General features: G+C 69.7%; 23 protein-coding genes. 14 read left to right on the forward strand and 9 right to left on the reverse strand.

The genetic code is table 11. The annotated features are described in order from the left end of the window. Positions 1–68: 68 nt before the first annotated feature. Complete coding sequence (locus tag ACFOWZ_RS06205; protein ID WP_382370037.1) at positions 69–2186, reverse strand: transglycosylase domain-containing protein; 2118 nt, start codon at positions 2184–2186, stop codon at positions 69–71. 98 nt (positions 2187–2284) lie between these two features. Beyond that, positions 2285–3313: a carbohydrate kinase family protein gene (locus ACFOWZ_RS06210; RefSeq protein WP_382370039.1), complete on the reverse strand. Its 1029-nt coding sequence runs from the start codon at positions 3311–3313 to the stop codon at positions 2285–2287. A gap of 51 nt (positions 3314–3364) precedes the next feature. On the opposite strand from ACFOWZ_RS06210, the gene ACFOWZ_RS06215 reads away from it, so the two are divergent. Continuing rightward, on the forward strand, positions 3365–3607 hold the full coding sequence (locus ACFOWZ_RS06215; RefSeq protein ID WP_382370041.1) for a hypothetical protein: 243 nt from the start codon (positions 3365–3367) through the stop codon (positions 3605–3607). A gap of 2 nt (positions 3608–3609) precedes the next feature. Here the strand turns inward: ACFOWZ_RS06215 and ACFOWZ_RS06220 are convergent, their stop codons facing one another. Further along, positions 3610–4890 (reverse strand): glycosyltransferase, encoded by a 1281-nt coding sequence (locus ACFOWZ_RS06220; protein WP_382370043.1) that lies wholly within the window; start codon positions 4888–4890, stop codon positions 3610–3612. An 86-nt stretch (positions 4891–4976) separates the two neighbouring features. Between ACFOWZ_RS06220 and ACFOWZ_RS06225 the strand changes: the two genes are divergently transcribed. Genes ACFOWZ_RS06225 through ACFOWZ_RS06240 form a run of 4 tightly spaced genes read left to right on the forward strand, consistent with a single transcriptional unit; the run spans position 4977 to position 8384 of the window. Further along, the gene (locus tag ACFOWZ_RS06225) at positions 4977–5618 is read left to right on the forward strand and encodes a TetR/AcrR family transcriptional regulator (RefSeq protein WP_382370045.1); all 642 of its coding nucleotides are present in this window, start codon (positions 4977–4979) and stop codon (positions 5616–5618) included. Positions 5619–5671: 53 nt separating this feature from the next. Then, entirely contained in the window at positions 5672–6343 is a 672-nt protein-coding gene (locus tag ACFOWZ_RS06230) for a helix-turn-helix transcriptional regulator (protein ID WP_382370047.1), read from the forward strand. Further along, positions 6340–7275, forward strand: a complete 936-nt coding sequence (locus tag ACFOWZ_RS06235; protein ID WP_382370049.1) for an ornithine cyclodeaminase family protein — start codon at positions 6340–6342, stop codon at positions 7273–7275. The genes ACFOWZ_RS06230 and ACFOWZ_RS06235 overlap by 4 nt, the downstream gene beginning before the upstream one ends. Beyond that, on the forward strand, positions 7272–8384 hold the full coding sequence (locus tag ACFOWZ_RS06240) for an alanine racemase (RefSeq protein WP_382370051.1): 1113 nt from the start codon (positions 7272–7274) through the stop codon (positions 8382–8384). The genes ACFOWZ_RS06235 and ACFOWZ_RS06240 overlap by 4 nt, the downstream gene beginning before the upstream one ends. A 7-nt stretch (positions 8385–8391) precedes the next feature. Here ACFOWZ_RS06240 and shbA read toward each other — a convergent pair whose 3' ends face one another. The 5 genes from shbA to ACFOWZ_RS06265 form a co-directional block, all read right to left on the reverse strand. After that, positions 8392–9078, reverse strand: coding sequence for an RNA polymerase sigma factor ShbA (gene shbA / locus ACFOWZ_RS06245; RefSeq protein ID WP_382370053.1), 687 nt, complete (start codon positions 9076–9078; stop codon positions 8392–8394). A gap of 146 nt (positions 9079–9224) precedes the next feature. Then, positions 9225–10451 (reverse strand): class I SAM-dependent methyltransferase, encoded by a 1227-nt coding sequence (locus ACFOWZ_RS06250; RefSeq protein ID WP_382370055.1) that lies wholly within the window; start codon positions 10449–10451, stop codon positions 9225–9227. Positions 10452–10453: 2 nt separating this feature from the next. Further along, positions 10454–11131 carry a DUF1365 domain-containing protein gene (locus tag ACFOWZ_RS06255; RefSeq protein ID WP_382370057.1) on the reverse strand — a complete coding sequence of 226 codons (678 nt, stop codon included), beginning with the start codon at positions 11129–11131 and terminating at the stop codon, positions 10454–10456. Then, positions 11128–12366 carry an NAD(P)/FAD-dependent oxidoreductase gene (locus tag ACFOWZ_RS06260; RefSeq protein WP_382370059.1) on the reverse strand — a complete coding sequence of 413 codons (1239 nt, stop codon included), beginning with the start codon at positions 12364–12366 and terminating at the stop codon, positions 11128–11130. Before ACFOWZ_RS06260 ends, ACFOWZ_RS06255 begins: the two co-directional genes overlap by 4 nt. Continuing rightward, positions 12359–13048 carry an alpha/beta hydrolase gene (locus tag ACFOWZ_RS06265; protein ID WP_382370061.1) on the reverse strand — a complete coding sequence of 230 codons (690 nt, stop codon included), beginning with the start codon at positions 13046–13048 and terminating at the stop codon, positions 12359–12361. The genes ACFOWZ_RS06260 and ACFOWZ_RS06265 overlap by 8 nt, the downstream gene beginning before the upstream one ends. 73 nt (positions 13049–13121) lie before the next feature. On the opposite strand from ACFOWZ_RS06265, the gene ACFOWZ_RS06270 reads away from it, so the two are divergent. The 9 genes from ACFOWZ_RS06270 (at position 13122) to ACFOWZ_RS06310 (ending at position 20901) form a co-directional block, all read left to right on the forward strand. Then, positions 13122–13946: an alpha/beta fold hydrolase gene (locus ACFOWZ_RS06270; protein ID WP_382370063.1), complete on the forward strand. Its 825-nt coding sequence runs from the start codon at positions 13122–13124 to the stop codon at positions 13944–13946. 127 nt (positions 13947–14073) lie between these two features. Next, on the forward strand, positions 14074–14175 hold the full coding sequence (locus tag ACFOWZ_RS06275) for a keywimysin-related RiPP (protein ID WP_382370065.1): 102 nt from the start codon (positions 14074–14076) through the stop codon (positions 14173–14175). 16 nt (positions 14176–14191) lie between these two features. Continuing rightward, positions 14192–16012 (forward strand): lasso peptide isopeptide bond-forming cyclase, encoded by a 1821-nt coding sequence (locus tag ACFOWZ_RS06280; protein ID WP_382370067.1) that lies wholly within the window; start codon positions 14192–14194, stop codon positions 16010–16012. After that, positions 15996–16247: a lasso peptide biosynthesis PqqD family chaperone gene (locus ACFOWZ_RS06285; RefSeq protein WP_382370069.1), complete on the forward strand. Its 252-nt coding sequence runs from the start codon at positions 15996–15998 to the stop codon at positions 16245–16247. Before ACFOWZ_RS06280 ends, ACFOWZ_RS06285 begins: the two co-directional genes overlap by 17 nt. Next, positions 16244–16654 (forward strand): lasso peptide biosynthesis B2 protein, encoded by a 411-nt coding sequence (locus tag ACFOWZ_RS06290; RefSeq protein WP_382370070.1) that lies wholly within the window; start codon positions 16244–16246, stop codon positions 16652–16654. Before ACFOWZ_RS06285 ends, ACFOWZ_RS06290 begins: the two co-directional genes overlap by 4 nt. After that, positions 16651–18393, forward strand: a complete 1743-nt coding sequence (locus ACFOWZ_RS06295) for an ABC transporter ATP-binding protein (RefSeq protein ID WP_382370072.1) — start codon at positions 16651–16653, stop codon at positions 18391–18393. Before ACFOWZ_RS06290 ends, ACFOWZ_RS06295 begins: the two co-directional genes overlap by 4 nt. A gap of 138 nt (positions 18394–18531) precedes the next feature. Beyond that, a complete protein-coding gene (locus ACFOWZ_RS06300; protein ID WP_382370074.1) occupies positions 18532–19074 on the forward strand; it encodes a helix-turn-helix transcriptional regulator in 543 nt (180 codons plus the stop codon). A 74-nt stretch (positions 19075–19148) separates the two neighbouring features. Beyond that, positions 19149–20303, forward strand: a complete 1155-nt coding sequence (locus ACFOWZ_RS06305; protein WP_382370076.1) for a glycoside hydrolase family 88/105 protein — start codon at positions 19149–19151, stop codon at positions 20301–20303. Positions 20304–20313: 10 nt separating this feature from the next. Then, entirely contained in the window at positions 20314–20901 is a 588-nt protein-coding gene (locus ACFOWZ_RS06310; RefSeq protein WP_382370078.1) for a nucleotidyltransferase family protein, read from the forward strand. Here the strand turns inward: ACFOWZ_RS06310 and ACFOWZ_RS06315 are convergent. Continuing rightward, complete coding sequence (locus ACFOWZ_RS06315; protein ID WP_382370080.1) at positions 20876–21484, reverse strand: C39 family peptidase; 609 nt, start codon at positions 21482–21484, stop codon at positions 20876–20878. The two genes, ACFOWZ_RS06310 and ACFOWZ_RS06315, sit on opposite strands and share 26 nt — an antisense overlap. Positions 21485–21627 lie beyond the last annotated feature (143 nt).

A 21627-nucleotide genomic window follows, 5' to 3' on the forward strand; every position in this document is an offset into this window, starting at 1 on the left:
CGCGTAGCCACAAAGCAAAGGGCCGTCGGACGCACTTGGCGTCCGACGGCCCCGAGCTGGCTCAGCGGCTACTTGTACTGCGGCGCGGCGGGCGGCAGCGGAACCACCGGCAGGCCCTCGTGGATCGCCTTCATCGCGTTGAACCACGTCGGTGCCGCTACCTGGCCACCGAAGACGCCCTGCGAGCTGCCTGGGCAGAAGCGGATCGGGTTCGCGCAGATCACCTCGGGGCGGTTGCCGTCCGCGTAGGTCATCACGGCGCCCGCGTACTGCGGGGTCGCGGCCATGAACGCCACCGACTTGTGCTCCTCGGTGGTGCCCGTCTTGCCGATTGCCGGGCGGTTCCAGCCTGAGGCGGAGGCGGCTGCGGCGGCGGTGCCCGAGCCGGTCGTGTCGTGGGACATGCCCTGGGCCAGGGAGTTGGCCAGGTCGGTGTTCACGGCCTGCTCACAGGGCTTTTCCTTGAGCGGGATCTCCTTGCCGTAGCGGTCGATGACCTTCTCCACCGGGGTCGGCGGGCACCAGGTGCCGCCGGAGACGATGGTCGCGGCCACATTCGCCAGTTCCAGGACGCTCGTCGCGCCGGGGCCGAGGGTGTAGGAGCCCGCGTTGTTCTGCTTCGTCCAGTCGCCCTGGGACGGGCCGTTCGACTTGTCGGCCTTCAGGGGCTCGCCCGAGCGGTTCACGCCCTGGAGGGTTTCGCGCATGCCCAGGCGGTACGCCATGTCCACGACGCTGTCGAGGCCGGCCTTCTCCTGCAGGATCACGAAGCCGGTGTTCGGGGAGGTCGCGAGCGCCTGGGTCAGCGACATCTTGTCGTTGTACTTGCCGGCGTTCTCCACCTTCCACGGCGCGCCGCCGTTCGGGTAGACGCGGGAGTAGTAGGTGGCGGGGACCGACATCTCCTTGTCGATGCCGATGACCTTCTTCTCCAGGGCCGCGGCGGCGGTGAAGACCTTGTTCACCGAGCCGGGGCCGAACGGGAGGACCTCGGCGGGCACGGGGCGGGCGACCTGGCCGAGCTCGGCGTTGTTGCCGTAGTCGCGGGAGGCGACGAGGGCGCGCACCTTGTGCCTGTCCTTGCCCGGCTCGACGACGGACATGACGTTCGAGATGCCGTTCTGGGTCTTCGACACCTGCTGCTCGGCCGACGCCTTCGCGGCCTTGGTGGCCTTCGGGTCCATGGTGGTCTTGATGGTGAGACCACCGCGCTGCAGCTGCTTGTCGGTGATGCCGTTCTCACGCAGGTAGTCGAGCAGGTACGAGCAGAAGAAGCCGTAGATCGGGCCGTCACCGGCGCCGACGCAGCCCTTGGGCAGGATCTTGAGGTCCTCGACGACGCCCAGCGGCGCGGCCTTGAACTCGTCCGCCTTCTTCTGGGCCTCGGTCTGGTCGGTGCCGAACGCGCCGTTCTCGCGCATCTTGTCGATGACGATGTTGCGGCGCTCCAGGGCCTTGTCGGGAGAGGCTCCGGGGTTGAGCGACGACGGGCGGTTCGCGATCGCGGCGAGCAGCGCGGCCTCCGGGACGGTCAGCTTGTCGGCGGTCTTGTTGAAGTACGCCTTGGCCGCCGCGCCGACGCCGTAGGTCTGGTTGCCCAGCGGCACGATGTTCAGGTAGCCGGTGAGGATCTCTTCCTTGCTCATCTGCTGCTCGAGCTGCAACGCGACACGCGCCTCGCGCATCTTGCGGCCGATCGTCGCCTCGGTGGCCTTCTCCCAGGCCTCCTGCTCGTTGTCGGCGCCGAGCACGAACGCCATGTAGTTCTTCACGTACTGCTGGGTGAGCGTCGACGCGCCCTGCGTCGCCCCACCGTCCACACCGGCCTTGGCGGCGGCACGGGCGATGCCCTGCCAGTCGACGCCGCGGTGGTCGTAGAACCGCTTGTCCTCGATCGCGAGGATCGCGCCCTTCATGGTGTCCGAGATCTGGTTGGACTCCAGCGGAATGCGGTACTGGTCGTACAGGTAGGCGATCGGCTGGCCGTTCATGTCCTCAATGGTCGTGACGAGCGGCAGCTCGCCCTTCGCGAGGTCACCGGACGTCTGGTCGACGGTGTCGGCGGCGCGGTTCGACGCCAGCCCCAGCCCTCCGACGAACGGGAACACCATCGCGGCGAGGAGCACACCCGCCGTCAGGCACAACCCCAGCAACTTGACCAAGCCTGACGCGCGTGCGGCGAACAACCCGCAACTCCTTCCGAACAACATCCCCAGAGAGTCTCTACGTATTAAGTCGCGCGGGAGGCCCGTGAGGTTGCGTCCGCTGATCGACTGTTTTCAACCTACCGGAGCAACCGCAGGCCGATCGTCGGACTAGCCCTCCGCACCTCGACGCCCGCGTGGTCGGGCAGCAGGTCGTCGAGGAACCCGTAACGCGACAGTTCCTCGTCCGGCCGCCTGCTCACCGTCCGCCACCAGACCGCGATGTCTCCCCATCCGGGAGCGGACAGCGAGCCACCGAAATGTTGCACGGACAGCGCGGCGCACAGGTTCGCGAACCGCACCCGGTGCTCCAGCGGCCACCCGGCCAGAGTGCCCATCACGAACCCCGCGCCAAACACGTCGCCGGCACCTGTCGCGTCGAGCTGCGCCACGTTCAGTCCCGGCACGTCCACGACCTCGCCGGACGCGCTGTCGACCGCGACCGCTCCCCCGCCGCCCCGTGTGACGACCACCACGGGCACGTGCTCGGCGAGCTTGCGCGCCGCGGCCTCCGGCGAGTCGGTGCGGGTGTACCCCTGCGCCTCGACGTGGTTGGGCAGGAACACGTCATAACCGTCGAGCCGACGCAACAGCTCCGGCGACCAAGCCCCGGTGCGGTCCCAGCCGATGTCGGCGAAGAGCTTCGCGCCGTTCTCCTTCGCCGTGCGCACCCACTGCTCGTCCTCGGCCTGGATGTGCACGAAGCACGCCCGTGCCGACGGCGGCGGGCAGAAGAGGTCGTCCGCGACGACGGGGGCCTTGTGCCCGTGCGTGACCATGCTGCGGTCGCGTTCCATCGCCATAGATACAGTCACGGGCGAGTGCCAGCCGTAGAAACGACGGCAATAAGAGAGGTCGACCCCCTCCTGGTCGGCCAGCACGTCCCAGCAGAAGTCGCCGTACGCGTCCTCGCCGAACGCCGCCGCCAGCGCGGTCCGCAGCTCCAGCCTCCGCAACGCCACCGCTAGGTTCGCGATCCCGCCGGGACACGACCCGAGCCCCTCCGCCCACACCTCTGTCCCCGCGGCCGGCGGGCGGGGCAGGCCGGTGAAGATGATGTCGAGGAAGACGGTGCCGGTGAGCAGCACGTCGTAGTCCGGGTCAGCCATGCGTAAACCTTGCCACCCGCGGCCGGTGATCATGCGCTAGAAACGGTCCTCGTGGGGGTACCGCTCAGAAAGAACGTCCAGTTCCAGCTGTTGTGGCTCGGTGGCGCCGTCTCGGGACGGATGGACGCCGTGCTGAACTTCGCCGCCCGTGCGCTCACGCCTCTCGCGCCGGTGCTCGGCGCGGACCTCGTCGGCGGGGCGGCGGCGCTGCTGGCGTGCGGCGCGTTGATCCTGGTCACCGCGGTGGTCGCGGTGTTCACGGATCTCAAGACACCGGTCGTGCAGCCTTCCTGACGTCAGCGGCTGACCTGGTCGACGATCTCGGCGAGCCGCGGCAGCCCGCCCGAGCGCTCCATGCTCGCGGCGATGCGTTGCGCGCTGTCCCGGTAGCGCGGATCGCGGAGCACCGTGCGGACCGCTCGGCCCACGGCGGCGGGCGAGGGCGTCTCGGTCCTGAGGGCGCGACCGACGCCGGACCAGGCGACTCGCCCGGCGACCTCGGGCTTGTCCTCCTTGCCGCCGCTCGTGACGATCGGGACGCCGTGGCGCAGGGCGTACTGGACGCCGCCGTATCCGCCGTTGGTGACGTAGACCTGCGTCTTGGGCAGGAGCTCGTCGTAGGGGAGGTACTCGGCGGCGCGGGCGTTCGCAGGCAGGGGCGGCAGGGTGGAGAGCGGGCGGCCGCCGGTGCTCACGACGACGAGCACGTCGTCGTCAGCGAGAGCGGTGAGGGTGGGGCCGATGATCTGCCGGTGGTCGTGGTTGGCCACCGTGCCCTGCGTGACGTGGACGACGGGCCGCGACCCGTCGAGCTCGTCCCACCAGGACGGCAGCGGCGCCTGCGAACCGGTGGCGGAGATCGGGCCCGCGAAGTGCAGGCAGGCGGGCGCGTCGGAGCGCGGGTACTCGAACTCGGGCACGGTGAACTGCACGACGGCCTCGGCGTGCCGCGGCCAGTCCATGATCGGGAAAGACAGCCGGGACCCGTGCAGCTCCTGGTTGATCTCCTGGGCCAGGCGCTCGGCCGCGGGGAACACGGTGCGCGCGGCGATCTTGCTGAGCAGGGCGTTGCGCAGGTGACCCAGAGGTCCGCGCAACGGCGTGATGCCCATGCCGTACGGCGCGGTGTCACGGCTGGCGATCGGGAGCGGGAGCACACCGCACACGACCACCGGCGGCCGCTCCCCGAGCGGACGACCGAGCAGGAACGCGCCTCCGAGGAACGCAGGTTCGGTGATCACGACGTCGGCAGGCTCGGCCGACCGCGCCGTCTCGATCGCCTCGTGGTGGGCGCGCCCCGGACGGACGAAGATGTTCTCCAGGTCGAACGCGATCGCTTTCGGCCCCTTGAGCGCCGTCCGCTCGGGGAACGTCTCCGTCCAGTCCTGCCGGTCGTCGAAGTCGGCTTCCTCCGGCAGTGCGACGTGTTCCGCCCCGGTGGCCTTCACCACCTCGGCGAAACGGGAACCGGTGATGAACCGGACGCGGTCGCCCCGTTCGGTGAAGTAGCGGGCGACTGCCAGAAGAGGCGTGACGTGCCCGTGGACGGGCACCGTCGCGATGATGAGGGACGCCATGACGTCACCTGCCTGACCTGGGGAGAGAGATTGAAGACTGTCGAGCAGTATTAACCTGTACGGCGTAGTAGTCAATAATGGCCGACATGACCGAATCCACCCGCCGCTACCGCTCCGAGCTGCGACAACGCCAGGCAGCCGAGACGCGACTGAGAGTGGTCGGCGCGGCAGCGGAGCTCTTCAGCCGCCAGGGGTACCAGGCCACGACGTTCGCACAGCTCGCGACCGAGGCGGGCGTGTCCGTCGAGACGGTGCAGCGCCACGGCCCCAAGTCGGCGCTGTTGCAGGCCGCGCTGGAGCTCGCGTCGTTCGGGGTCGAGGGCGAGACCGACCTGTTCGCCACCGACCTGGGGAAGTCCATGCTCCAGGTCCGCGACACCGCTGAGCTCGCCGCGCTGATCGGCAGCGCGATGCTCGCGATCAACGCCGCCTCGGCGGGGCTCTGGGTGGCGGTCGCCAGCGCGGCCCAGAGCGACGAGGAGCTCCGCGGTTACTACGCGCACCTGCTCGGCGTGCTGCGGCGGCAGGTCGAGCACGTCTTCCGCGTCTTCGCCGAACGGGGCCGGCTGCGCACGGACGTGCCGTTCGACGACCTGGTCGAAGCGTTCTGCGTCATCACCAGCGTCGAGACCTACGTCCGGTTCGTGCGCCTGGACGGCAAACCGGACGACGCCTACACCGAGTTCGTGGCGCGGACCTTGCGTGAGACCGTGCTCAGCACGGTTTGACACTTTGTTCAGGAGCTGACAGTTTGTTCAGGGACTGAGAGGAGCCGGCTGCCGTGCGAGACGTCCCTGAACCGACCAGCACCGCGGACGCGGTGTTCGCCGCATTGACCCCGGTGATCGACGGCATCGTGGCGACCTTCGGGCAGAGCTGCGAGGTCGTCCTGCACGACTACCGCGACCAGGAGCACTCGGTCGTCGCGGTCGCCGGTTCCGTCACGGGCCGGACGGTGGGCGACGCCATGAGTGAGATCGGTCTGCGGGTGCTCGCCGCGGGACCCGACGCCCGCAACGAGGTCGGTTACGTGACCCGCGCCCAGGACGGGCGGGTCCTCAAGTGCACGACGCTGCCGCTGCGCGACGGTGACGGGACGCTGATCGGCGCACTGTGCATCAACATCGACGTCTCGGCCATCAAGCGTGCCACCGGCGTGCTGTCGGACCTGCTCGGACTGTCCGCCCTGGAAGAGCCGAGCCCCGTCACGACGACGAACTTCTCCGGCGATCTGGACCAGGTGGTCGAGTCGCTGGTCGAACGGGCCGAACGCGCACACGCCGTGCCCGTGGCGGCACTCGGGCGCACCGAACGCCTGACTCTCGTCCGCGAGCTGAACGACGCCGGCGTGTTCGGTCTGCGCGGCGCCCCCGGACGGATCGCGAAGCGGCTGGGCATCTCCCGCACCGGCCTGTACAACGATCTCGCCGAGCTGAAGGCCGGCAAGCCGTGAGCGCCGGTCCCGTCTTCATCAGCGAGGCCGAGTCCGCCGCCCTCGTCGACGACGAGCTCGCACTGGCCGCCGCCCGGGAGGCGTTCCTGGCCACCGCCACAGGATCGACGTTCCCGGTCGTGATCGGGCATTCCTCCTCGCCGCACAACAGGTTCACCCTCAAATCCGGCTCCGCGGGCGACCTGGTCGGCGTGAAGGTCGGCAGTTTCTGGCCGGACAACGCCGAGCTGCCGCGGCACAGTTCGACGATCGTGCTGCTCGACCCCGCCACGGGCAGGCTGAGCGCCGTCGTCGAGGCAGCGGCCGCCAACGCCTACCGCACGGCCGCCGCCGACGCTCTCGCCGTCGACACGCTGGCCCGTGCGGACTCCCGCACGCTGACCGTGATCGGAACAGGTCATCAGGCCCTGCACGAGGTGCGGGCGGTCAGCCGGGTGCGCCCGATCGGACGGGTCCTCGTCGTCGGCAGACGGCCCGACGCGGCACGTGCGTTCGCCGCGGAGGTGACCTCGCTGACCGGGCTGCCCGCCGCACCCGCCGATGCCAGGACCGGGGTCGCAGCGGCGGACGTGCTCGTCACGGCCACGACCGCGCGGGAGCCGCTGTTCGAGGCGAGCTGGGTCGCGCCGGGCACGCACATCTCCGCCATGGGTGCCGACGGTCCTGGCAAGCAGGAGCTCCCGGTCGAGCTGCACGACCGGGCATCGCTGTTCTGCGACCTGCCGGAGCAGTCGTGCGCGATCGGCGAGTTCCAGCACTTCCCGTCCGCAGTGCCCGTTGCACTGGGGGCCGTGCTCGCCGGTGCCGCGGACGGCCGGACCTCGCGGGAGGACGTGACGGTGTTCGACAGCTCCGGGTTCGCCCTGCAGGACCTCACCCTCGCCGCCGCCCTGCTGCGCCGTCGCGCCACCTCTCCAGGAGAACCCGCATGACCACTTTGGACACCCCGGACACCCCTTTTGCCGTGATCGACGCAGACCGGCTGGACCGCAACGCCGCCCGGCTCCGGGAACACCTGCGCGGGCTCGGCGTGCCGCTGCGCCTGCACGTCAAGACGGCCAAGTCCGTCGAGGTCGCCGATCGGGTCCAGGCGGGCGGACCGATCACGGTGTCCACCCTCGCGGAGGCCGAGCACTTCGCCGACGCCGGCTACCGGGACGTCCTCTACGCGGTCGGCATCGACCCGCACAAGCTGCCGCGCGTCGCCGCTCTGCTGCGGCGCGGCGTGACGCTCACGGTCCTGCTCGACAGTCTCGCGCAGGCAGAAGCGCTGGCCCGGTTCGCGCACGAGGAACAGATCCACGTCCCCGCCCTGATCGAGATCGACTGCGACGGGCACCGAGGTGGTGTCGCCACGGCGGATCCGGCCCTCGTCGAGATCGGCAGGGCACTCGGCGGCAACCTCGCCGGAGTGCTCACGCACGCGGGTGAGTCCTACTTCGCCTACACCGCGGAAGCACTGCATCATGCCGCGCAGAACGAACGGGACACTGCCGTCGCCGCGGCCACGACCTTGCGCGCGGCCGGGCTGTCGTGCCCGGTCGTCAGCGTCGGGTCAACTCCCACCGCGCACGCGGCGACCGACCTGAAGGGCGTCACCGAGGTCCGCGCGGGCAACTACGTCTTCTTCGACCTCGTCATGGCCGGCATCGGCGTCTGCGGCACCGACGACCTCGCCCTCTCCGTGGTCGTCACCGTGATCGGCCACCGGCACGACAAGAACTGGATCATCACCGACGGCGGGTGGATGGCCACCTCACGGGACCGGGGCACCCAGGCCCAGGCCGTCGACCAGGGCTACGGACTCGTCACCGACGTCGGCGGCCACCTGATCCCGGATCTGCTCATGACCGGAGCGAGCCAGGAACACGGTGTCCTGAGCACGCGGGACGGAAAGCCGGTGCCTGAGCTGCCCGTCGGAACCCGGTTGCGGATCCTGCCCAACCACGCCTGCGCCACCGCGGCTCAGCACGATCGCTACCACGTCGTCCGCGGCGCGCACAGCATCGAGGCGACGTGGACGCGCCACCGCGGGTGGTGACAGGAGCTCAGCCCTCTTCCGCGATCATCTCCCGCATCCGGGTGAGCGCGCGGTGCTGAGCGACCCGCACCGCACCCGGCGTCGACTCCACCGCCAGCGCGACCTCCTCCGCGGACAGTCCCACCGCCACCCGCAGCACGAGGATCTCGCGCTGCCGGGCCGGCAGCTTGTGCAGCAACCGCGTGACCTGGGCCATCATCTCGCCGTTGACCGCGTGCTGCTCCGGTCCGTCGTCGAGCGAAGGGCAGTCCGGCAGCTCCGGCACGACCTCGGCGCGGTTGCGGACGGCGCGCCGGCGGGCGTCGGCGACCTTGTGCGCGGCGATGCCGTACACGAAGGCGAGGAACGAACCCGGCTCGTAGCGGTACCTGGACAACGCGCCGAGCACCGCCACGCAGACCTCCTGCGCGATGTCCTCGGCCGAGACCAGCGTTCGCTCACGGCCGCCGACGCGGGCGCGGCAGTAGCGCACGATCAGCGGCTGGATGCGGCCGAGCAGGTGCTCGACCGCCCGTCTGTCTCCGTCTAGGGCGGCATCGACGAGATCCGTGAACTCGGCTTCGGCGAGCCACTGGTTGGAGACCGGTGCCTGGCGCACCCGACGGCGCATGGGCACCGTTGGCCGGTTCCAGGCCTCCTCAGGTTCGAGGACGCCGACACCGCCACCGGTCCGCACGGCTGTGGGTTGGACCATCCCGGCGACCTCCTCACTACAGCGACACTAGGGGCTTCACTGAAGAAGAGAACGCAGCGAGCCATTTGATACCGCCTGCTTCCCAAGAGGACCACGAAGTCCAGCCGGGTGGGGACAGCAGCACCCTTTTGGGGTAGAACGTGGTCCTAACGGCCCAGTCTTTCGGCCATTGCGAACTGCTGGACTCCGAGGTAGCCGACGCGGAAACCTGCCTCCGAGTAGGCCAGGTAGAACTCCCACATCCGGCGGAAGGTGTCGTCGAAGCCGAGGTCGGCGACCTCGTCCCAACGGGTGAGGAACGTGTCGCGCCACCGGCGGAGGGTCTCGGCGTAGTCGTGCCCGAACGAGCGCGTCTCGACGATCCGCAGCCGGGTGTGGTCGCGGACCGACTCCTCGATCGAGCGGACGGACGGGATGAGCCCGCCGGGAAATACGTACTTGTGGATCCAGGTGTAGGAAGCCTTGCTCGCGATCATGCGGTCGTGCGGCATGGTGATCGCCTGGAGGCCCACCCGGCCGCCCGGCGCGAGCACGCGGTCGAGCACCGAGAAGTACTCGGGCCAGTATTCGGCACCGACTGCCTCGATCATCTCGACGCTGACGACGGCGTCGTACTGACCGTGCTCCTCTCGGTAGTCACGCAGCTCGACCGTCACCCGATCGTGAAGGCCCGCGTCCCTCACCCGGTCCAGCGCCAGCTTCCGCTGCTGCTCGGAGATCGTCAGCGACGTGACGGTGGCGCCGCGCTCGGCGGCCCGAATGGCCAGCGCGCCCCAGCCCGTGCCGATCTCCAGCACGCGCGAACCCTGCCGGACGCCCGCGTGGTCGAGCACGCCGTCGATCTTGCGCAGCTGGGCGGTGCGCAGGTCCACGTCCCTGTTCTCGAACAACGCGGACGAGTACGTCATGGTCTCGTCGAGGAACAACGCGAACAGCTCGTTCGACAGGTCGTAGTGCCGGTGGATGTTCTGCCGCGACCCGGCGACGTCGTTGACCTCGGTCTGCCGCCGCTCGGCCCACCGCCGCATCCGCTGCAGGCCGGGCGGGACCAGAGTGGACAGCCGCGCCGCGAACGCCGCGAGCACGTCCGCGAGCTCGTCGGAGACCCAGTCCCCCACCATGTAGGCCTCGCCGAAGCCGATCTTGGCGTCGGCGCCGAGCCGGTGGAAGAACTCGGCGGGCCGCACGAGCTGCATGACGGGACCTCCGGCGCCCCAGGTCGTGCCGTTGGGCAACCGCACGGTCACGGGCAGCGTGCGGACCGCGTTGCGGAACAGCGACTCCGCGATCCTGGCGCGCAACGGCGAGCGCGGCGCGGTGAACAACCCCGGCCAAATGCCCTGGTTGGGCCGAGGCAGCGACAACGTGCTCATCTTTACTTGCTCCTGGGAACGATCGGCAGGCGACGGAAGTACAGCGCGATGCCGTGGCGGCGGATCAGGGCCGACACGCGCTGGGGCATCAGCGGACGGCGCAACAGCAGGCGCAGGCCCGGGCTGCGCTCACCCCGCATCGTGGCGCTGAAGGTCGTCTTCCCGTTCTGCCGCAACGCGATGGTCACCGACAGCCGGCTTCCCGGTTTCGGCAGCCGCATCACGTAGTGGCCGTCGACCTCGAGGAACGGGGAGACGTAGAACTCCTTGTCCACCGACGCCCGTCCGTGGTCGTCGGTGCGCAGCAGGTAACAATGACGGCCGCCGTAGGTGTTGTGGACCTCCGCGACCACGCACACGAGCTCTCCGGACGCGTCGTGGCACCAGTAGACGGTCAGCGGGTTGAAGACGTAGCCGAACGAGCGGGCGTTGGCGAGCATGAGGACCTGCCCGCCGCCGAGCTCGATCCCGCGATCGGACAGCCACTCGTCGAGGTTCTCCCTGATGGACTTCCCCGGCGATCCGATGTGGTCACGGGCCTCGAACCGCGCGAACGGCCTCGCCCACCACGGCAGCCGCGGCAGCGCGTCGAGATCGACGAGCCACAGGAACGCGCGATGGCTGAAGGCCCGGTCGATCAGCTCGCGGCGGGTGTGCGTGATGACGACGTCGTAGATCACCAGTCGACCCCGAAGTGCCTGGCCGCGCGCACTCCCGACGCGCAGCCGTCCTCGTGGAAGCCCCAGCCGTGGTACGCGCCGGCGAAGGCGGTCGCGCCGCTGTTGATCTCGGGCAGGCGTCGCTGTGCCGCAACGGACTCCGGCGTGTAGATCGGGTGCTCGTAGGTCATCCGCGCGAGCACCCGCGCGGGATCGACGTCGTGCGGGTTGAGCGTGACGACGAACTCGCGTGGTTCGTCGAGCCGCATCAGCCGGTTCATGTGGTAGCTGACCAGCACCTGGTCGCTCGTCTCCCGGCAAGCTCGCTTGTAGAGGTTCCACGACGCCTTCGCGCCGCTGGTGCGCGGCAGGATCGAGGCGTCGGTGTGCAGCCAGGTCTCGTTGCGCGAGTACTGGAACGCGCCGAGCACCTCCTTCTCCGCGCGCGTCGGGTCGGCGAGCAGGCCGAGCGCCTGGTCCGGGTGCGTGGCGATGACGACGTGGTCCGCGGTGTGCAGCACGTTGTTGTCATCGCGGATCTCCACACCGCCGTTCGTGCGCGTCACGGCACGGATCGGCGTGCTCACGTGGACCGCGTGCAGGTTCTTCACCACGCGGTCGACGTACGTGCGCGACCCGCCGACGACGGTCTTCCACTGCGGCGTGCCCCCGATCGAGAGCATCCCGTGGTTGGCGAGGAACTCGAACAGGTACCAGGCCGGGTACCGCGTGCTCAGCGCCGCTCCCGACGACCACACCGCGCTGACCAGCGGGATGATGAAGTGGTCCACGAAGTACCTGCTGTACCCGCCGATCGCGAGGAACGCCCCGAGCGTGACGTCGTGCGCCTCCTCGCAGGCGAGCACGCGCCGGGCGTGCCGGTAGAAGCGCGTGATCTCGGCGAGCATCCGCAGGTACCGGCCGTTGGTGGCGTTCTTCGACTGCGCGAACAGCCCCGCCAGCTTCCGCGCGCCCGCGTACTCAAGCCCGCACCCGTCGCAGCGGACGCTCATCGACATCTCGGAGTCCTGAGTGGACACGCCCAGCTCGCGGAAGAGCCGGATCAGGTTCGGGTACGTCCGTTCGTTGTGGACGATGAACCCGCTGTCGACGGCCACTCCGCCGAGGTCGTGCGTGTGCGCGTGGCCGCCGAGCCGGTCGTCGGCCTCGAACAGCGTGACGTCGTGCTTGCGCTGCAACAGGTGGGCGGCGGTGAGCCCCGCGACCCCGGCTCCGATGACGGCGACCTCAGCCACGCGAACCTCCCAGAGGAACGTCGAGGCCCCGCGGCGAGGCCTCCCGCATGGCGTTCGCGATGTCCGGCGCCACCGGTTCGAGCCCGAGCTCACCCCGCACGAAGTCGACGACGAGCCGAGTCCAGTCCCGCGCCCTCCGCAACATCGCGTGACCGTCACCCTCCACGGTGAACCGCGCGACCCGGTCGGTCACGCTCTTCGCCTGCCGCGCGTACCAGAGCGACTTCGCCGGATCCGTCATCCGCTCCTGGTCTCCGTGCGCGATGAGCAGCGCCTTGCCCCTGAGCTGCTCGAACGGCTCACCGGGCACGATCCACGGCGCGAGCGCGCACACGGCCTTCACACTCGGATGCCCGGCGACCCGCAACGCCGTCCTGCCACCCATGGAGTGCCCGACGAGCACAACCGGCCGGCCGGGATGCAGCTCGGTGATCCGGTCGAGCGCCCACCGCGCGTCCTTGACCGGGTCGAGGCTCGGCGCGTTCCAGCCGCGGACCCGGTAGCGCAGGTTCCAGACCTCGACGCCGGGCGCCCGCAGCGCGCGGGCCAGCGGAACCATCCGCAGGTACGCGAGGTTGTGGCGGCGGACCGGTTCGGTGCCGTGTTCCCGGCCGCCGTGCAGCACGAGCACGACGGCGTTCGTATCGCCCGGTGGTTTGAGCACGTCGACATGCGGATGCACGGTTGGTGTTCGTGGGTCCACGCCCTTCGGCTCGCCCGTTGAGAGCCAGGTCACACAGGTACTGTTCGAACTCGTGATCGAGCACCTCAGCATCCCCACCGAGGCAGGCACCTTCGACGCCATCGCGTCCGGCCCCGAGGACGGTCGCCCGGTGCTGCTGCTGCACGGTTTCCCCGAGGCCGCCATCGAGTGGGAGCACCAGGTCGCGGTCCTCGGCGTGAACGGTTTCCGCGCGGTCGCCCCCGACCAGCGCGGCTACTCCCCCGGCGTCCGGCCCGAGCAGGCGTCCGAGTACACGGTCACGCACCTGGTCGGCGACGTCATCGCGATGGCCGACTCGCTGGGCTGGGGCACGTTCGACCTCGTCGGGCACGACTGGGGTGGCGCGGTGGCGTGGTGGACCGCGATCGAGCACCCGGACCGGCTGCGCAGCCTCGCCGTCTTCTCGACTCCGCACCCCGGTGCGCTCAAGACCGCGCTGCAGACCGACGAGGAGCAGCGGATGCGGTCGCAGTACATGCTCGACTGGCGGGAGCGCAGCACCGAGAAGCGCATGCTGGACAACAACGCCCACGCCCTGAAGCAGATGTTCGAGTGGCGGGTCCGGCCCTCCCACGTCGAGGAGTACGTCCAGCGCCTGAGCGAGCCGGGGGCGCTCACCGCCGCGCTGAACTGGTACCGCGCCGGCAAGCCGCACGGCACCGCGGACAAGGTCGGCGTCAAGACCATGTACGTGTGGAGCACCGAGGACGTGGCGTTCGGATCGGCGGCCGCGTTCGAGACCGAGAAGTGGTGCACGGGCGCGTACCGGTTCGAGATGGTCGAGGACGTGAGCCACTGGATTCCCGAGGAGATCCCGGAGGCGGCGAGCTCACTGCTCCTCGAACACCTCTCCTAAACCTCGATTTCCGCTTGCGGCAACTGCCGGAAGCGGAAGCCGTTCTGCCTGGTCAGCGGCTCGGCTCCTCGTTACGTTCAGTTTGCGCGCGCTGAATCGAAGATCCCCACGAGGAGAGGTGCGAATCATGTACGAGACCCCGCAGCTGATCGACCTCGGCACGTTCGAAGCGCAGACGGGCCTGCTCCAGCGGTCCGGCAACGATCGGCTGATCTTCAGCAAGAACTGACACGGCACCACCGCGAATGCCTGAACAGGGCTCGCGGGGTCACGGCGAGTCGCACTTCGTGGTCCTGCCGGACCACGAGGCCGCGCTCGCCGTGGCCCGTCGCAACGGTGTGCGCAGGACGATCACGCACGCCTCGGGACGGCCGTGGCTCGTCGGGCAGTGGCACGACGACGAGATCACCGTCGCCGAGGCGGGTGACGTCCGGCTGGCGGTGATCGGCTGGTGCCCGGTCAGCGTCGCGGAACTGGAACGCGCGGCTTCCCGCCTGCGCGACCTCACCCAACTCGACGACCTCGCGACACGTCTCGCGGGCAGCTTCCACCTCGTCGCGTCGCTCGGCGGACGGTGCCGCGTGCAGGGCACGGCCTCCGGTCTGCGGCTGGTCTTCCACCGCCGGATCGACGGGATCGTCGTCGCGGCCGACCGGGCCGACGTGCTCGGCGGGACCGACGTCGACGAACGGTCCCTCGCCGTCCGGTTGCTGTTCCCCACGCCGCATCCGTTGCTGGAGCGGACGATGTGGCGCGGCGTGGAGTGCGTGCCGCCGGGCAGCGCGCTGCTGGTCGACGGCGACCGCGCACGGCTGCACCGCTGGTGGCGCAACCCCGAACCGGTGCGCGGCATCGCGGAGTCCGCCCCGCTGATCAGGGATGCGCTCGCCCAGGCCGTCGACGTGCGCACGCGGCGCGGCGGAACCGTGGCGTGCGACCTGTCCGGAGGGCTCGACTCCACCTCGATCACCTTCCTCGCCGCCCGGTCGGACGCGCGGATCGTTGCCAGCACGTGGCCCTCGCTCGACCCGGCCGACGAGGACGTCGCCTGGGCGCGGCGGGCTTCGGCGCACCTGCCGGAGGTCGAGCACGTCGTGTGGCCTCCCGAACGCATCCCGCTGGTGTACGACAACCTGCTCGGCATCGACGACCCGATGGACGAGCCGACCATCGGAATGATGGACCGCCAGCGGCTCCTCGAAGACCTGAACGGCTTGGCGGACAAGGGATGCCGTGTCCGGCTGACCGGCATCGGTGGCGATCACGTCGCCTGGTGCTCCGAGGCGCACTACCACTCGATGCTGCGCAGGCGGCCGTTGTTCGCGATCCGGCAGCTGCGGGCGTTCCGCGCGTTGTTCCACTGGCCGCTGCGACCGATGATCGCGGCGCTCGCCGACTCGCGGTCCTACGGTGCCTGGCTCGCGGACGAGGCCGAGAACCTGCGCGCGAGGCGGGAGCCGACCGTGACCGGCACGCTCGGCTGGAGCACCGGGCCGCGGCTGTTCGACTGGATCACGCCGAAGGCGCACGCGCTGGCCCGCGACGCGTTGAAGGAAGCCGCGGCGACCGCGGAACCGTTGGGGCGCACCAGAGGCGAGCACGTGGACCTCGAAGCGATCTTGTCCTGCTCGCGCATCATCCGGCAGTGGGAGCAGATGAGCGCGCGGGCAGGACTTCCGATCCAGTCGCCGTTCCTCGACGACCGGGTGATCGAGGCGTGCTTCGCGGTGCGGCCGGAGGAACGCGTCACGCCGTGGCGCTACAAGCCCGTGCTCACCGAGGCGATGCGCGGCGTCGTTCCGGACGAGTGCCTTGCCCGCACGAACAAGGCGACGGCGTCACTGGAGGCCACCGCGGGTCTGCGCAAGCACCGCGGCGATCTCGCGGAGCTGTGGGAGGGCTCGAAGCTCGCCGACCTCGGGCTGGTCGACCGGCGCCGGCTGACCGACCTCGCGTTGCGGCCCGACACCCCCGAGCTCCGGACGGGGATCTTGTACTCGACGATCGGCTGCGAGGTGTGGCTGCGCAGCCTGGACCAGGAAGCGGACCATGCGACTGCGCGCTGATGTCTCCGTGGCGGACACCGACTACGGGCAGGTGCTGCTCGACGAACGCACCGGGCACTACTGGCAGCTCAACCCGACCGGGGTGGTCGTGGTGCGGGCACTGCTCGACGGCGCCGACGAGGACGCCGCGGTCGCCGCGTTGACCTCCACGTACTCCGTCGGCGAGGCGCAGGCGCGGCAGGACGTGTCGGCGCTGGTCGAGGGGTTGCGCGGCGCGGGGCTGGTGACGGCGTGACCACACCCAGCTCGTTGAGCCGCCCGACCGGTGTGCCGCTGGGACGCCGGATGGCCGCCCGGTTCGCCGTCGCCCTCGCGACACCGCTGGTGAAGCTGAAGCCGCGCAGGCTCCGCCAGGTGCTCGGCGTCGTTCAGCGCGGTGCCCGGCCGGCCGGCTACGACACGGCCAAGACGGCACGGGACGCGGTGCTCGCCGTGAGCCTGCGTTGTCTTGGCCCGCAAGGATGTCTGCCGCGATCGGTGGCCGTGGTGCTGCTGTGCCGGATGTCCGGCACGTGGCCGAAGTGGTGTGCCGGAGTGCGGATCATGCCGCCGTTCGGTGCGCACGCGTGGGTCGAGGCCGACGGCGTGCCGGTCGACGAGAACCTGCCCGCGCAGTACTTCCGGCCGCTGATGACCGTATGAGGACACTCGAGCTGTTCCGCCTGGCCACCGGGCACGTCCGCGCGCTCGCCCTGGCCGTGACGGCGACGCTGGTGGCGTCCGGACTCGGTCTGTTGCAACCCCAGCTGGTGCGCGAGGCCGTCGACGCGGCCGCGACGTCGTCGGTGCCGTGGCAGCTGCTGGTGGCGATGGCCGCGTTGTTCGCGGTGCAGGCGAGCGTCGACGGCGTCGGGCTGTTCCTGTTGGAGCGCACCGGCGAACGCGTCGTGCTCGGGGTGCGCCGACGGCTGGTGGCCAGGCTGCTGCGGCTGCGCATGAAGGAGTTCGACGAGCACCGGGTGGGCGACCTGATGTCGCGGGTCGGCACCGACACGACGGTGCTGCGCGAAGTGGTCTCCACCGCCTCGGTCCAGCTGATCACCGGCACGCTGACCGGGGTGGGCACCGTCGTGCTGATGCTGCTGATCGACCCGGTGCTGTTCGGGTGGGTGCTGACGACGGTCGTGGTCGCGGCCGTGGTCGTCTACTCGCTGGTCGGCAGGCTGCGGGTGGCGGGCGAGCAGATGCAGCGCGGGGTCGGTGACATGACAGCGGACCTGGAGCGCGCGCTCGGGGCGTTGCGCACCGTGCGCGCGTGTCGTGCGGAGGAACGTGAAGAGGAACTGATCGGGCGACGCGCCGAGCAGGCGTGCGCCGCCGGGATCCGGGCCGCGCGGATCACGTCGGTCATGAGCCCGGCGGTCGAACTGGCGATGCGCGGGTCGTTGCTCGTCGTGCTGCTGGTCGGCGGCGCGCGGGTGGCGAGGGACGCGGCGTCGGTCGGCGACCTGATGGCGTTCCTGCTCTACGCCACCTATCTCGTCATCCCCTTCACCTCGGTGTTGCAGGGCATCGGCCTGCTCCAGAAGGGCATGGGCGCGCTCGGCAGGGTCGCCGAGGTGCAGTCGTTGCCGGTCGAGGACGACTCGGGCGCGGCAGTGCCGGAGCGGACCGGAATCACGCTCGAATTCCGTGACGTCTGGTTCCGCTATCGCGACCGGCCGGTGCTGCGCGGTGTGTCGTTCACCGTCGAGCCGCGTTCGCACGTCGCACTGGCAGGTCTGTCCGGAGCCGGCAAGTCGACGCTGTTCTCCCTGATCGAACGGTTCTACGAGCCCGATTCTGGAGCAGTCCTCGCAAACGGCACGGACCTCCGAAACTTTTCGACCAACGATTGGCGAGGCCGAATCGCACTGGTCGACCAGGACTGCCCCGTGCTGAACGGCACACTCCGTGACAATCTTCGTTACTCAATGCCGAACGCAAGCGATTGCGATCTTCACGAAGTACTGGAACTCGCAAATCTCGACGAACTCGTGGCACGCCTTCCGGAAGGTCTCGACACCCCTCTCGGCGAACGCGGCCGGGCGCTGTCCGGCGGGGAACGCCAGCGCATCGCACTCGCCCGCGCCCTGCTCACCCGCCCTGAGCTGCTGCTTCTCGACGAGCCCACGGCACACCTCGACCCGGTGAACGAACGTGCGCTGCACCGCGCGATCACCCGTGCCGCACAGGAGTGCGCATTGCTGGTCATCGCCCACCGGCTGTCGACAATTCGCGAGGCCGATCGGATCGTGGTATTGCACGCGGGCGAAGTACTCGCCCAGGGCACGCACGACGAGTTACTCGCCATTAATGATTTCTATGGCAGTCTCACTGCGGGTGACTTCGTCGAGAATTCGAAGTCGTTCGATGCCGAAATATCCCCTGGATGGAGGTAGAGCAACCGCTACGACGAATGCCAGCATGACTACGCCGGTCAGCAGACGGAAGAGAGGCGAGTCGTGTTGCGACGATCTCCAGCAGTCCGCACCGAATTCGTCGAGCTTTTGCACGACCGCTCGACAACGATGCGCACGGTGGAGAACCTCGTGGTTCGTTCCGCCTCGGTTCGCGGTGTGCTGTCGAGCCAGGGCGGCGTCGACCACGCCCTGCTCCAGCTGGTGACCAGCACCGTCGAACGCGGACGGCTGCTGCTCGACGGCGACCTCGCCAGACACGTCGGATCGACCCACCAGGTGCCGGCCAGGGTGCTCGCCAGGCCCGCCCGGTGCATGCTCGTCTTCGACGACCGCACCGCCGTGTTACCGCTCGACGCGAGCGACCTCAACGCGGGCGCCATGCTCCTGCGCAGCCCGCTCGCCGTCACCTACGGCGAGCTCTTCGAACTCATGTGGTCCGACGCCCGCACTCCGGACGGCACTCCGGGCGATACGGGCCTGTCGAGCCGTGAGACCAAAGTCATCGGACTTCTGCTGGACGGCGCCACCGACCACCAGGTCGCCGCCCGCCTCGGCATGAGCAGCCGGACGGTGCGCTCCGTCGTGGCACAGCTGCAACAGCGCTACGGCACGCGATCACGCATGGCGCTCGGGTTCCAGCTCGCCCGCGTCACCGATTAGGTCTAGACATCGGAGTTGTCCCTCGGTTAGGTCTGGAGTGCCGCCGCCACGGCACGCCCCTTGGAGGGACACCCATGACCACGTCCAGGCGCGACTTCGTCAGACTCGGCGGCGCCGCACTCGCCGGTGGCCTCGCACTCGACACGGGCACGGCCTCGGCCGCGGACCGGATCGACTGGTCCGTCGAGGTCGTCGAGTCGACGATGAGGCAGTACACGCCGGAGACGCTCGGCGGCTGGGGCTACACGCGCGGCCTGTACCTGTGGGGGCAGTGGCTCGTCTTCCAGCGCACCAGGAACAAGAAGTACTTCGACTTCATCAAGGCGTGGGTGGACAGGTTCGTCGGACCGGACGGCAGGTTCAGCCGCTCGTTCACGCACCTCGACTCGATGCGCGCCGGCCAGCTGTTGCCGTTGCTCTACAACGCGACCGGTGACGTGCGGTACCGCGTGGCGTCGACGCAGATCCGCGAACGCCTGACCACCTACTCGCGCACGAAGGAGGGCGGCTTCTGGCACGCGGAGGGCGGCACCCGCGACTGGCAGAACTGGTCCGACGGCGTCTACATGGTCGTCCCGTTCATCATGCGGCACGGCTACACGTTCGGGGAGAAGGACTGGGCGACCGCGGAGGCGCTCAAGCAGCTCTTCGTCTACGCGAAGAACCTCCAGCACGAGAGCGGCCTGTTCCACCACGCCTACGACGAGTCCCGCACGGTGAGCTGGGCGAACCCCACGACCGGGGTGTCGCCGGAGTTCTGGGGCCGCGCGATGGGCTGGTACGCGATCACGTGCTGCGACGTGCTGGAGGACCTGCCGCGCACCCACCCCGGCCGGCCGAAGCTGATCGCGATCCTGGCGAAGCTCGTCGCCGCGCTCGCGAGGCACCAGGACCGCAGGACGGGACGCTGGTTCCAGGTCGTGGACAAGGGAACGCACCCGGAGAACTGGACCGAGACGTCGTGCTCGTCGATGTACTCGATGGCGATCTCCCGCGCCGTGGAACGCGGGTACGTCTCGCGCAAGTACGACGTGGTGGCGCGGCGGGGCCACCGGGGTGTGCTGGACCGCGTCAAGATCAACGCCGACGGCCTCACCGAGATCTCGGAGATCTGCATCGGCACGAACGTCGGTGACCTGCCGTTCTACCTCGCGCGGCCGCGGGCGGTGAACGACCTGCACGGCATCGGCGCGTTCCTGATCATGAACGAACAGTTCCAGAAGAGGTAGTTTCACAGGCATGCGCGTGGCCGGTCTCTTGCTAGCCGCGGGGGCCGGCCGCAGGTTCGGCACCCCGAAAGCCCTCGTTCCGCTCGACGGCAAGCTCTTCGTCGACTCGGCCGCCGAGCTCCTGCGGGCCGCCGGATGCGAACCGGTCGTCGTCGTGCTCGGCGCCCAGGCCGGCGAGGTCAGGGCGCAGGCCACTTTGGACGGCGTGACCGTGGTCGACAACCCCCACTGGGAAACCGGTATGGGGTCGTCGCTGCGCACCGGCCTGCACGCGATCGGCACCGCGGACGCCGTGCTCGTGCTCCCCGTGGACACCCCCGGCGTCACCGTCGGAGCCCTGCACCGCCTGATGGAGCTGGCCGAGCCGACCGTGCTCGCGCGTGCCACCTACGACGGCGAGATCGGGCACCCGGTGCTGATCGGCTCCGGCCACTTCGCGGGCGTGATGGCGTCGGCGGCGGGTGACCAGGGCGCGCGGGACTACCTCAAGGCCAACACCGTCCGCCACGTCGAGTGCGCTGACGTGGCGGACGGTGCGGACGTGGACCGGCCGGAGGACCTCAGGCCCGGGATCAGGCGACGTACCGGCGGAGCTTGATGCCCGACGAGACGTTGGAAGCGCTCAGCCACGCGAGCCGGCCGCCCGCGTAGGCCGGGTCGGCCACGGCGAACTCGTTGCCGCCCGCGCGGTAGCCGACGATCGTGGCGTAGTGGCCGCCGGAGTAGCTGCGGCCGTTCAGGCGGATCACGTTGATCACCACGGCGTGACCCTTGTTGGCGTTGTAGATCACGTCTTCCTTGAGCCGCTGCAGCAGCTGCGTGTCGCTCGACCACTGCTTGACCTGGTAGTAGGTCGAGCCGGTGTAGTGGTCGAGGGCGCTCTCGAGGTTCTTGATGTTCGGCAGGCCGTTGGTCGTGACCTTCATGTAGGAGGCCAGCGTGGACTGCTCGACCTTCTTGCCGCGCGCGGTCAGGGCGATGCGGGCGGCGGCAGCGGAGCACCAGTAGCCGGTCTTCTGGACCTGGAACTCGTGCGGCAGAACGCCTTCGCCCTGGATGCCGAGCTCGGCCGCGGCCGGGATGACGGTCTCGCCCGGAGCGGCCAGCACGACCGGCGCGGTGAGGATCGTCATCGCGACACCGACGGCCGCGACCGCCCCGGTGATCTTCGCAAGCTTCATCGTTCGTTCCCCTCAGTGGTGGCGCCGACCCCCTGGCGCGGCGCTCGGCGCAAGCTTGGCGGCGGCCGTGATCGGGTCGCCACCACATTCGGCCACACCCTAAAAAGCCAGGTAGGACCACTCAGGACCGCGTCAACACCCAC

It is taken from the genome of Lentzea rhizosphaerae, assembly GCF_042649515.1.
Lineage (GTDB): Bacteria > Actinomycetota > Actinomycetes > Mycobacteriales > Pseudonocardiaceae > Lentzea > Lentzea aerocolonigenes.

What these genes read in the sequence shown, in the direction of transcription:
- ACFOWZ_RS06285 (WP_382370069.1), top strand. Translation starts at nt 15,996, where the DNA reads ATGCGACTGCGCGCTGATGTCTCCGTGGCGGACACCGACTACGGGCAG.
- ACFOWZ_RS06210 (WP_382370039.1), bottom strand. Translation starts at nt 3,313, where the DNA reads ATGGCTGACCCGGACTACGACGTGCTGCTCACCGGCACCGTCTTCCTC.
- ACFOWZ_RS06280 (WP_382370067.1), top strand. Translation starts at nt 14,192, where the DNA reads ATGCCTGAACAGGGCTCGCGGGGTCACGGCGAGTCGCACTTCGTGGTC.
- shbA (WP_382370053.1), bottom strand. Translation starts at nt 9,078, where the DNA reads ATGGTCCAACCCACAGCCGTGCGGACCGGTGGCGGTGTCGGCGTCCTC.
- ACFOWZ_RS06305 (WP_382370076.1), top strand. Translation starts at nt 19,149, where the DNA reads ATGACCACGTCCAGGCGCGACTTCGTCAGACTCGGCGGCGCCGCACTC.
- ACFOWZ_RS06310 (WP_382370078.1), top strand. Translation starts at nt 20,314, where the DNA reads ATGCGCGTGGCCGGTCTCTTGCTAGCCGCGGGGGCCGGCCGCAGGTTC.
- ACFOWZ_RS06295 (WP_382370072.1), top strand. Translation starts at nt 16,651, where the DNA reads ATGAGGACACTCGAGCTGTTCCGCCTGGCCACCGGGCACGTCCGCGCG.
- ACFOWZ_RS06225 (WP_382370045.1), top strand. Translation starts at nt 4,977, where the DNA reads ATGACCGAATCCACCCGCCGCTACCGCTCCGAGCTGCGACAACGCCAG.
- ACFOWZ_RS06220 (WP_382370043.1), bottom strand. Translation starts at nt 4,890, where the DNA reads ATGGCGTCCCTCATCATCGCGACGGTGCCCGTCCACGGGCACGTCACG.
- ACFOWZ_RS06240 (WP_382370051.1), top strand. Translation starts at nt 7,272, where the DNA reads ATGACCACTTTGGACACCCCGGACACCCCTTTTGCCGTGATCGACGCA.
- ACFOWZ_RS06315 (WP_382370080.1), bottom strand. Translation starts at nt 21,484, where the DNA reads ATGAAGCTTGCGAAGATCACCGGGGCGGTCGCGGCCGTCGGTGTCGCG.
- ACFOWZ_RS06250 (WP_382370055.1), bottom strand. Translation starts at nt 10,451, where the DNA reads ATGAGCACGTTGTCGCTGCCTCGGCCCAACCAGGGCATTTGGCCGGGG.
- ACFOWZ_RS06275 (WP_382370065.1), top strand. Translation starts at nt 14,074, where the DNA reads ATGTACGAGACCCCGCAGCTGATCGACCTCGGCACGTTCGAAGCGCAG.